Raw genomic sequence first — 11,279 nt, forward strand, 5'->3', positions numbered from 1 at the left:
CCCCGCAATGCGGGGCCTTTTAGTTACACAGCGGTGTTGTAGGAGCGGGCTTGCCCGCGATCAGGCGCAACCCGCTTCGCGGCCAAGGCCGCTCCTACAGTCCCTACGCGATCAAGACGACAAATAAGACGAACGGGTCAGACCCAGACGCAGCGCATCGAGGAACTGGGTGCGTTCGCGCGGGCTGATCTTGGCGCTGGCGACCTTGTCGCGGTAGTGATTCATCAGCTCCTCCGGCGACAGGTGCACGTAGCGCAGCATGTCCTCGATGGTGTCGTGGGTCTCAATACCGGCGTGGTACACGCTGCCATCGGCGTTCTGGTAGATGTTCACCGAGTCGGTGTCGCCGAACAGGTTGTGCATATCGCCGAGAATTTCCTGGTAGGCGCCGACCAGGAAGATCCCCAGCAGGTAGTCCTCACCCTCGCGCACTTCATGCACCGGCAGGCTGGTCTCGATGCTCTGCTCATCGACGTACTGACGGATTTTACCGTCGGAGTCGCAAGTCAGGTCCTGCAGCACCGCGCGGCGCATCGGCTCTTCATCGAGACGATTGAGCGGCAGAATTGGCAGCACCTGGCCGATGGCCCAGGTATCCGGCAGGCTCTGGAATACCGAGAAGTTGCAGATGTACTTGTCAGCCAGCTTGTCGTTCAACTCATCCAGCACCTGACGGTGCGAACGCTGACGCGCCTTCAGCGAGTTGTGCAGACGGCGGCATACGGCGAAGTAGCATTGCTCAGCCAAAGCCTTTTCGGTCAGGGTGAGCTTGCCGTCGGCGTACTGGGTGGCCACGTCACTCATATAGTGGGTGGCGCGCCAGTAGGTCTCGGTGACCATCTCGATATCGGTCGGGCCCAGCAGCTCAACCAGGTAACGCACGGTTTCCGGCAGGCTGGTGACGTCTTCGATCTTGGGGATCTCGTCGTTGTGTTTTTCCACGTCGGTGACCTGCACCACCAGCATGGCGTGGTGCGCAGTCAGCGAGCGGCCGCTTTCCGAGAAGATGTGCGGATGCGGCAGCTCCTGGGCATCGCAGAACTCTTTGAGCATGCCGACCACGACACCGGCGTAATCGTCCATGTCGTAGTTGATCGAGCTGGCGTTACGCGAATGGGTACCGTCGTAGTCGACGCCCAAACCGCCGCCGACGTCGATATGGTCAACCGGCAGGCCCAGCCCACGCAGCTCGCCGTAATAGCGGATGGCTTCCTTGAAGCCGTGCTGGTAGTCGGACAGGTTGGCGATCTGCGAGCCCATATGGAAGTGCAGCAGGCGGATGCCCTGATCCAGCTTGGCCGCGCGGAAACGCTCGACCACCGACAGCAGCTGCGCCGCCGACAGGCCAAACTTGGACTTCTCACCACCGGTGTCTGCCCATTTGCTCGAGGCCAGGGAGGACAGACGCACACGCAGGCCGATCTGCGGCGCGACCTTGAGTTCGGCCGCCTCGTCGATCACCAGCTGCACTTCGGATTCTTTCTCGATCACGATAAATACGTTGTGACCGAGCTTCTGCCCCATCAGGGCCAGCTTGATAAATTCGCGGTCTTTATAACCGTTGCAGACGATGGTGCCGCCCTTCGGCGCTAGCGCCAGCACGGCCATCAGCTCCGGCTTGGAGCCAGCTTCCAGGCCGATGGAGACGTTCTGCGTGGCGATGATGTTTTCCACCACCGCTTCCTGCTGGTTGACCTTGATCGGGTACAGCGCGGTGTACGGGCTCTGGTATTCCAGACGCGCGATATTGGCATCAAATGCGCCGGTCAGCTGGCGCACGCGGTCTTGCAGGATGTCCGGAAAACGCACCAGCAACGGCAGCGACAGGCCGCTGGAACGCAGCTCATCGATCTGCTCGTAGAGGTCAATCGGCGTGCTTTGCGGGCCATTCGGGCGCACCTCGACACGGCCCTTGTCATTGATCGCGAAATAACCCGCGCCCCAATGGCGAATACCATAGACGCTGCGGCTGTCCGCTACGGTCCACTGGCTGCCGTCATCTTTACGTGTGCGTCGTGCAGACATCGATGTCTCCCTTGCTGGCGATAGTGGCCTTGGCACAGCCAAGACGCGTACAGATTAAAGTCTGGAAATGACGATTACTCGGCAATGGACCAAAGGTCTGCCGAGGAAGTTTAGAAAAGGCTGGATCAGCCGCCGGACTTCTTGGCTTTAAAGCCGTGCTTGATCAACTCGGCGATCAGCAGTTCGACGTGATCACCCTGAATCTCGATCACCCCATCTTTGAGCGAGCCGCCGCAGCCGCAGCGTTTCTTCAAGGCGCTGACGAGGTCCTTCAGCGGCTCTTCGGCCAATGGCACACCGCTGACGGTGGTCACCGTCTTGCCGCCGCGACCTTTGGTTTCGCGGCGTACACGGGCGATGCCATCACCTTCGGGGATCAGGGTCTGTTTACAGATGCAGGCGTCCACCGGTTGGCTGCAGTCCGGACAATGCCGGCCGCTGTCGGTGGAATACACCAGGCCGCTGAGGGCGGCGAATGAGGAAGCTTTCTTGACCACCGGTAGGTCCTCGAAGGGGTCAGGATAGCGACTGGTCGACTGAGTGTTCGGAGTCGACCGCGAAGCCCCACTCTGGCAGGGGCAGCGCACCCTGGCGATACACGGCCAGGGCTTGAAGGCCGCGCAGTGTAACGGCAAAAGCCGCGACTGCTAAGTGTAAAAATGCGCCATTAATCGGCGGATTGGCGACGTTGTTCAGGATGCCGAACAAAACGACTGCATATCCTGCACAAAGCCAGTAACGGCGCGGCTTTAAACAGGTAGGCAGTCGTAGGATGGGTTGAGCGCAGCGACAAAACGGCAGGATGCCGTGTTGCACAGCTTTAGCTGCCAAAAGGGTGAGGGACATGGATGTTCCTCATGATACCCATACTGGCAACGCGATGGGTTACGCCTACGGCTAACCCATCCTACGCAATAGCAGTCAGATAGCGCTGCAAGGCGGCCAGCGAATCGGGGCAATAGGGCAGGTGCTGCGTCTCGGCCAATGCCTCGTCGATGGAGATAAACCGCGCCTCCAACACTTCCTCCGGCTGCAAGCGCAGCGGCGCATCGGACACTGCCGAGTAGGCCATGCACCACAGGCGGCTTTCCGGCGCGTCGTAGAGAAAATGCGCGTGCTCAACCAGCGGCGCATCTTCGATACCCAGCTCTTCAGCCAGCTCGCGCGCAGCGGATTCGGCATAGCTCTCGCCTTCGAGCACCATGCCGCCGGCCGCCACATCCCAGTAACCGGGATACAGCGCCTTGCTCAGGGTACGGCGGTGTACGCAGAGCAGGCCGGCGCTGTTGAACAGCAGGATATAGGTGCCGCGCCCGAGCAGATGCCGCGCACGCAACTCGCTGCGCAACACACCGCCCAGCGGTCGATCCTCCTCGTCGACCCAGGCGATACGCTCGGCATCGGAGGCGGCGCGGTGCGCCACCTCGGCCTCTGACCAGGCCACCGCTTAGCCCTGCGACAACAGTTGGCGCAGGTCGATCAGCCCGGCATTGGCGCGCGAGATGTAGTTGGCCATCACCAGCGAGTGGTTGGCCAGCAGGCCATAACCGCTGCCGTTGAGGATCATCGGGCTCCACAGCGGCTCCTGCGCGGCCTCCAGCTCACGAATGATCTGGCGCACGCTGACGGTGGCGTTCTTCTTCGCCAGCACATCGGCGAAATCCACCTCGATGGCGCGCAGCAGATGAGCCAATGCCCAGGCCTGACCACGGGCTTCGTAGAACACGTTGTCGATCTGCAGCCACGGCGTCTCGTAGTTCACGCCTTCGATAAAGTCGGCCTGGGCCACGCTATCGGCCAACGCCGGATCGACCACGGCAGTATTCAAACGCACCTGACCAACACTGGCCGACAGGCGCTGCGACAGCGATCCCAGGCGGGTGGCGGCATCGCCCAGCCAGTTATTCAGGTTGTCGGCGCGGGTATAGAACTGCGCGCTGCCCTTGCCCGGGTCACCCAAACGCTCAAGGTAACGATCCAGCGATTTGATGCCTTCGGCGTATTCAGCCTCGGAGGCCGGCAGCGCCCAGCTTTTATGGTCGAAGTGGAAGCGCGGCTCGGCCTTGGCCAGATCCGGGTCTTCGGTGGACTGCGACTGCGAGCGGGTGAAGTCCTTGCGCAGCGCGCGGGACATGTCACGCACCTGCACCAGCACGCCAAACTCCCAGCTCGGCATATTGTCGAGCCACAGGCCCGGCGGCGCGAGGTCGTTGGACAGGTAACCGCCTGGTTTGTCGAGCAAGGTGCCAGCGACCTGCTTGAGGGTTTCCACCGTGGTGTAGCCATTCACCAGCTTGCGCCCGCTGGTCTGGGCTGCTGCCTCGGCGCGTTGCTGCACGGAGAATTGCGCCGGCTCCTGGCTCCAGTACCAGCCCACCACCACCGCGATGACCAGGTAAAGCCCGAGCAGGCCAGCGACCGTACGCGTGACCAGACTTCCCGGCGATTTACTCTGTGAGGTGGTGGCGGCGCCTGCCGCGCCATCGCGCGCTCCAGCAGTTCGGTTCTTCCAATCCAGCATGGCAATGTCCTTTTGTTACCCAAGTAGCAAGCTCGCGACCGGGCTGCACAACCCGGTGGCTGTTGGTTCGACCACAACCCTTGAGCAGGGTTGCGCAACTGCCTTGCACTATAAGGGAAGCGCGGCTCGCTGCGCAGCGGCGAACGGCAAACTTAGCGCCGGTTAAGCCGATTACGTATCTGTGATGTCATAGACAGAAGGCCGACGCCAATAGATCGACGGCACTCGCAAAAAATCAAACGAGTGTTAGCATTGCTAGCACTAAGCCATCACCCGTAGCCACGGCTGCGCCAACCGACACCGGGCCATGATCGAGCAAGAAGACCCCAGCCGCGACCGCCTCAAGCAGCACTTCGCCCAGCGCGTGATCAATCAGGCGCGTCAGGTATTAGAAGTCTGGCAGCGCCTACAGCGCAGCGAGTGGAACGAAGCCGGCATGGGCGAACTGCGCGAGGCGACACAACTGTTGCAGCGCTATGCCGAGCGCTTCGATCAGGCCGAGCACAGCCAACTGGCCCAGGAGATAGACAGCTGTCTGCAACTGGTGGCCGACAACCGTGGCCGCCTCAATAGCGAACTGATCAGCCAGCTCAACCAGTTGCTGCAGCGCCTGTCGCGTACCGGCCTGCGCCACGGCGACCGCTTCGAGCAAACCGTGCTGCCGCCGCTGCGCAAACCGGTGTACCTGGCGCTGCAACACAGTGAGCGCGCCGAACAGCTGGTGCAGCGCTTGGAATTCTTCGGCATGACCGCGATTGCTCTGGACAGCGCCAACGCCTTCCGCAACGCCATGCGCGAGCGCCACCCGGCGGCGATCTTGATGGAAGTCGACTTCTCCGGCCCTGGTTGTGGCCTGCTTCTGGCGAAAAGTGTGCAGGAAGGCCTGGAGCACCCGATTCCACTGCTGTTCTTCAGCCCTGAAGACACCGACACCATGACCCGCCTGTCCGCCGTGCGCGCCGGTGGCCAGGAGTTTTTCACCGGCAGCCTGGACGCCTCGAACCTGTTCGAGCGCATCGAGGTGCTGACCAACGTTTCGCAGTACGAACCCTACAAGGTGCTAATCATCGACGACTCGCGGGCTCAGGCCACGCACACCGAGCGCGTCCTCAACAGTGCCGGCATCGTCACCCGCACCCTGATCGAGCCGATCCAGGCCATGAGCCATCTGGCCGATTTTCAGCCGGACCTGATCATCCTCGACATGTACATGCCCGAGTGCAACGGCCCGGAGCTGGCCCAGGTGATCCGCCACAACGACCGCTATGTCAGCGTGCCGATCATCTACCTGTCCGCCGAAGACGACCTGGACAAGCAGCTCGACGCCATGAGTGAAGGCGGTGACGACTTCCTGACCAAGCCGATCAAGCCGCGTCATCTGATCGCCACCGTACGCAACCGCGCAGCCCGTGCGCGCAGCCTCAAGGCGCGCATGGTGCGTGACAGCCTGACCGGCCTGTACAACCACACCCACACCCTGCAACTGCTCGAAGACGCGCGCTTTCGTGCCGAACGCGACGGCCAGCCGCTGAGCTTTGCGATGATCGACATCGACTTCTTCAAGAAGGTCAACGACACCTACGGCCACCCCATGGGCGACCGAGTGATCAAGAGCCTGGCGCTGTTTCTCAAGCAGCGCCTGCGCAAAAGCGACCATATCGGCCGTTACGGCGGTGAAGAGTTTGCCGTGGTGATGCCCGACACCGACGCCGAATCGGCCTGCCGAGTACTCGACGACATTCGCCAGCGCTTCTCGGAAATCCAGTACTCCGCCCAGCCGCATGACCTGTCCTGCACCTTCAGCTGCGGCATCGCCCAACTGGCACCGCAACTGGACGGCAAACTGCTCTCGCAGCAGGCTGACCTGGCGCTGTATGTGGCCAAGCACGGCGGACGCAATCAGGTGGCGATCTATCAGGGCGACTGAGACTCGCCCCGATATACCTAAGCCGCCACCAACCACCCGACAGAAAACTGTGACGCAGTTGGCGGCGTCATATTACGGTCACGAAAAAGCAATAAATTCTGAGGCTTAGCAGCCGCCTGACACATACGTAGGCGGCCGGAACCGTTCGTTGTCGGTCGAGCCCTATGCGCCTGAAATCTCTTACCAACCTCAACACCCTGCTGCTGGTCACCGTTTGCGTGGCCCTGGCCGTCACCCTCTGGTGGTCGCAGCGCGCCCTGGAACGCCCTTATCTGCTGATGGCCCGCTACCTGAGCCTGTCCCAGCAGTTCCAGGGCGAGGCCGCGCAAAACATCAACGCGTACCTGGAAAGCGGCGACGCCCTGCGCCACAGCGCGGCCCTGCAATCGCTGAACAGCCTCGAACAGGCGATGACTGAGCTGCCCGCACAGCTGGCCGCCAACCTGCGCCCCAGCCTCGCCGAACTCAAAGCCTTCAGTGCCAACGAGCTGTTGGCCGCTGGCAAGCTTTCCGCCGACCCGCAAGGCCTGCTGCTGCAAGCCGAACGGGAGATGGACGCAGCACTTGAGCAACTCGCGCAATACGCCGACAGCGGCGAAGCCAATGCCGCTGCCAATTATCGCCGCCCGTTATTCAGCGCGGCACGGCACCTTACCCGCCTGGCCCATGCCCGCGACAAGCTGGTGCGCAGCGGCCGCAGTGAGCTGGCCAGTGAAGTCGAACGCGAGCTAGCCGCCCTGAGCAAACAGGCGCAAGCGCTTAGCGACCTACCGCTGCTCGGTGTGGTCGACGCCAGCCAATCGTCCAGCGACTCGTTTGCCGACATGCTGGGATTGGACGCCAGCCGCGAGAGCAGCCAGGCCGAAGACCGTGGCATTGCCCTCAAACGCGACCTGGCCAACCTGATCAGCCGCTACCCGGCCGAGCTGCAACGCACGCGCAGCCTGATTGAACAACGCAGCGCGCTGGCCAACAGCACCCACACGCAGATTGATCAGGTGCAACAAGCACTGGCTGCACTGGAACCTTTAGTGCGCGCCGAGCATGGCCGCATCCAGGGCGAAGTGCAGCTGATCCTCGGCCTGATGATCGGTCTGATTCTGCTGATCGCGCTGATCATCGACACCATCCAACGTCGCCTCACCCGCGTGCTTGAACGCCTGGTTCCGGCCCTATCGGCATGGGCCTCTGGCGACTTTGCCAATGACATCCATCTCGGCTCAAGCACCCGCGAACTGCGCGATATCGAAGAGTCGCTAAACCGTCTGCGCGCCTATCTGGTCGACCTGGTCGGCACCATTCGCCGACACGCCGAACAAGTAGTCGGTTCCAGCCGCACCCTGGCTGACCTCAGCGGCGGCCTGCACAGCGGCGCCGAACGCCAGGCCGGCGACACCGCGCAGATTCGCGATGCCCTTGGCGAGTTGCAAGCCACCATCCAGCAGGTGGCCGGCGATGCCAGCCAGGCTGCGGACGCCAGCCGCGACGCCAACCGCGCCCTGGAACAGGGCCAGCAAGTGATCGGCCAGAGCCTTACTGGCCTGCATTCGCTGGTCGATGAAGTACAGGGCAACGCCCAGGCCATCGAACGCCTGGCCGAGGAAACCGCGACCATCGGCAATGTGCTGACGGTGATTCGCGGCATCGCCGAGCAGACCAATCTGCTGGCGTTGAACGCCGCCATCGAAGCGGCACGGGCCGGTGAGTTGGGCCGTGGCTTTGCCGTGGTCGCCGATGAAGTGCGCTCGCTGTCGCAGCGCACCAGCGGCGCGACGGCGCAAATTCAGGAGCTAATCGGCCGCCTGCAACAGGCCGCGCTGCAATCGGTGCAGGCCATGCGCACCCAGGTCGAGCACGCCGAAGCGACCGCCAGTCAGGCCGAAGCCGCCGATGGCGCGCTGGATGAAATCGTTGTGGCGATCCGTACCATCGCCAGCATGGCCGAGCGCATCGCCGATGCCACTGCCCAGCAGAGCGACGCAGTCAGCGAGATTCGCGGCCACAGCGAACGCATTCACACCCTGGGCGGCGACAACCTGCAGCGCATCGGTGAGGGCCGCAACCAGGGTGACCAACTGCAGCAACTCGGCGGCCAGTTGCATACGGCCGTGCAGGCCTTCAGGGTTTAACAGCCGATTCGTGGCTGCTGGCGCGGCAATCTGTCGCGCACCATCCAGCCCGAAGACAAGACCGCTTACAGCCTGGGCCGTGCCCTGAACCACCGGCCTCCGTTATGATGCGCCGACTCCCGCATCACGAGCCTGCCATGCACCGTCTACTCAGCCTGCTTCTGCTTCTGGTCGTCCTGCCGACCAGCGCCGGCCTGCTCGACAAGCCGCCCGCCCCTGCGCAATTCGGCGCGCCGCTGAACAACAGCGCGGACTTCCTGCCGGTACGCGAGGCGTTCAAGCTGAGCCTGATCAGCAGCACCAGCGAATCGGTCAAGCTGCGTTTTGTCGCCGCCGAAGGCTATTACCTGTATCGGCACCGCTTCAGCTTCAGCAGCGAGCCCGCCGATATCAGCCTGGGCCAGGCCGTGCTGCCGGCTGGCAAGGCCAAGCATGATGAGTACTTCGGCGATGTAGAGGTGTACTACGAGGTGCTGGATGTCGAGGTGCCGCTCGACATCCCGGACAATCGCCCCTTCAACCTCAGCGTTAACTACCAGGGCTGCGCCGACAAAGGCCTGTGCTATCCGCCGGAAACCGAGGTACTGGCGATTGGTGGCGGCGCAGCTGCCAGTAGTCCCAGCCCCGATGCCGCAACGCCGTGGAGCTGGACCGATCTGGCGCTGTTCTTCCTCGGCGGCCTGGCGCTGACCTTCACCCCCTGCGTGCTGCCAATGCTGCCAATCCTTACCGGCGTGGTGTTGCGCGGCCAACCGGGCGGCATGCGCAGCCTGGTACTGTCGCTGGCCTATGTGCTGCCGATGGCCCTGAGCTTTGCCATCCTCGGCGCACTGATGGGCCTGTTCGGCGCGGAACTCAATCTGCAGGCGCGCCTGCAATCGCCCTGGGTGCTGGTGCCCTTTGCGATCTTCTTCGCCCTGTTCGGCGCGGCCAGCCTGGGCTTTCTCGAACTGCGCCTGCCGGCAGCAATCGACGGCCGACTGCAGAGTCTGAGCCAGCGCCTGCACGGCGGCACAGTTTTCAGCGCTGCGGCACTGGGCGTGCTGTCTAGCGTACTGGTGTCTCCTTGCGTCTCCGCGCCGCTGGCGGGCGCGCTGCTGTATATCAGCGCCAGCGGCGACGCTCTCGGCGGCGGCCTCAAGCTGCTGGCCCTGGGCCTGGGTATGGGCGCGCCGCTGGTACTGTTCGCCGTCGGTGGCGGTGCCTTGCTGCCAAAATCCGGCCCGTGGATGCTTACCGTGCGTAACCTGTTCGGCGCCTTGCTGCTGGCGGTAGCGATCTGGCTGCTGGAGCGCGTGGTACCCGGCCCTGTCAGCCTAGCGTTGTGGGGTTTGCTGGCCGCCGGTATTGCACTGTGGCTCGGCGCGCTGGAACTGACGCCGAAAACCCATCATCAAAAACTCGCGCAACTGCTCGGTTTGCCGCTGTTGGTCTACGCCCTGATGGCCTGGGTCGGCGCACTGCAAGGCCAGGATGACCCGCTGCGGCCACTCGGGCGGATGGTCAGCAGCGCCGAAGCCACCCAGGTGCAAACCGCTCAATGGCAAACCATCAGCACACCCACCGAACTCGATGCAGCCTTGCTCGCCGCAAAGAACAATGGCAAGCCGCTGCTGCTCGACTGGTACGCCGACTGGTGCATCAGCTGCAAGGTGATTGAGCGTGAAGTGCTCAGTGCCCCGGAAGTCGGCCGCCAGCTGGGCGACTATCAACTGGTGCGTTTCGACATCACCGAAAGCAACCCCGCCCAGCGCGCCCTGCTCGACCGCTACCAGCTGTTCGGCCCACCGGCGATTCTGCTATTCGACGCCAAGGGTGACGAATGGCTGGATTTGCGTGTCGTAGGTGAGGTGGATGCGGCGACCTTTGCTGCGCGCCTGAGCACAGCACGGGAACGTTTTTAACGCCCCGAGTCATATATTTGCCGCAATCTGCGGTCATCGTGTCGACTATTGCTGAGAACTGGACAGCCCCGCGCTGTCGCGGCATAGTCCTGCGCAGTACAGGGTCTGTTGACGCTTCAGCACGACCGCGCCGGAGCCTGTTTGAGCGCGAGGCTAGGCACGAGGAGCGAAGTTTGGTTGTTCCAAATAAGCGACGAGAAACGCAGCATCGCGCTCAAACAGGCCCGGCCCTATGGGTTGCGCGGAAAATTTCGCCATGCGGTGTTAGAGGACTTGGCAAGGGAATCATTACCTGCGTCCTCCGCCTAGCCTGGCGAGATTTTGCGCAGCAACGCGGTTTGCGCTGAAGCGTCAACAGACCCTACACACAAGGATTAAGGATCATGGCGACCTTATTGGTACTGCACGGCCCCAACCTCAACCTGCTCGGCACCCGCGAGCCTGGGGTCTACGGCGCCGTCACCCTGGAGCAGATCAACCTCGACCTGGAGCGCCGCGCGCGCGAGGCAGGCCACCATCTGCTGTACCTGCAGAGCAATGCCGAGTACGAGCTAATTGATCGTATTCACGCTGCGAAAGGCGAAGGTGTCGACTTTATCCTGATCAATCCTGCCGCTTTTACTCACACCAGCGTCGCATTACGTGACGCATTGCTGGCGGTGAGCATCCCATTCATCGAAGTGCACCTGTCCAACGTGCACAAGCGTGAACCTTTCCGCCATCACTCCTATTTTTCCGACGTTGCAGTAGGGGTGATCTGCGGCCTTGGCGCC

The 11,279-nt window shown here is 62.6% G+C and carries 9 protein-coding genes; 4 read left to right on the forward strand and 5 right to left on the reverse strand.

The genetic code is table 11. The features are described 5' to 3' along the window. Nucleotides 1-111 precede the first annotated feature (111 nt). The 5 genes from speA to Q8M42_RS05750 form a co-directional block, all read right to left on the reverse strand. Nucleotides 112-2,025 (reverse strand): arginine decarboxylase, encoded by a 1,914-nt coding sequence (gene speA, locus Q8M42_RS05730; protein WP_304869480.1) that lies wholly within the window; start codon nt 2,023-2,025, stop codon nt 112-114. A gap of 125 nt (nt 2,026-2,150) precedes the next feature. Further along, nucleotides 2,151-2,522, reverse strand: coding sequence for a translation initiation factor Sui1 (locus Q8M42_RS05735; protein ID WP_304869478.1), 372 nt, complete (start codon nt 2,520-2,522; stop codon nt 2,151-2,153). A 19-nt stretch (nt 2,523-2,541) separates the two neighbouring features. Next, nucleotides 2,542-2,871 carry a hypothetical protein gene (locus Q8M42_RS05740; protein WP_304869476.1) on the reverse strand — a complete coding sequence of 110 codons (330 nt, stop codon included), beginning with the start codon at nt 2,869-2,871 and terminating at the stop codon, nt 2,542-2,544. Between the two features lie 61 nt (nt 2,872-2,932). Then, nucleotides 2,933-3,469, reverse strand: a complete 537-nt coding sequence (locus Q8M42_RS05745) for an NUDIX hydrolase (RefSeq protein WP_304869475.1) — start codon at nt 3,467-3,469, stop codon at nt 2,933-2,935. Between the two features lie 3 nt (nt 3,470-3,472). Then, complete coding sequence (locus Q8M42_RS05750; protein WP_304869473.1) at nt 3,473-4,546, reverse strand: DUF2333 family protein; 1,074 nt, start codon at nt 4,544-4,546, stop codon at nt 3,473-3,475. Nucleotides 4,547-4,853: 307 nt separating this feature from the next. Here Q8M42_RS05750 and Q8M42_RS05755 point away from each other — a divergent pair, with 307 nt between their 5' ends. The 4 genes from Q8M42_RS05755 to aroQ form a co-directional block, all read left to right on the forward strand. After that, the gene (locus tag Q8M42_RS05755; RefSeq protein WP_304869471.1) at nt 4,854-6,473 is read left to right on the forward strand and encodes a PleD family two-component system response regulator; all 1,620 of its coding nucleotides are present in this window, start codon (nt 4,854-4,856) and stop codon (nt 6,471-6,473) included. Between the two features lie 1,085 nt (nt 6,474-7,558). Further along, nucleotides 7,559-8,602 (forward strand): methyl-accepting chemotaxis protein, encoded by a 1,044-nt coding sequence (locus Q8M42_RS20915; protein WP_370870332.1) that lies wholly within the window; start codon nt 7,559-7,561, stop codon nt 8,600-8,602. Nucleotides 8,603-8,739: 137 nt separating this feature from the next. After that, a complete protein-coding gene (locus tag Q8M42_RS05765; protein ID WP_304869467.1) occupies nt 8,740-10,506 on the forward strand; it encodes a protein-disulfide reductase DsbD in 1,767 nt (588 codons plus the stop codon). A 383-nt stretch (nt 10,507-10,889) separates the two neighbouring features. Beyond that, nucleotides 10,890-11,279 (forward strand): type II 3-dehydroquinate dehydratase (aroQ, locus tag Q8M42_RS05770; protein WP_305283641.1); only part of this gene is annotated, 390 nt, incomplete at its 3' end.

This window comes from Pseudomonas sp. (assembly GCF_030684895.1).
In the GTDB taxonomy this organism is placed as follows: Bacteria; Pseudomonadota; Gammaproteobacteria; order Pseudomonadales; family Pseudomonadaceae; genus Aquipseudomonas.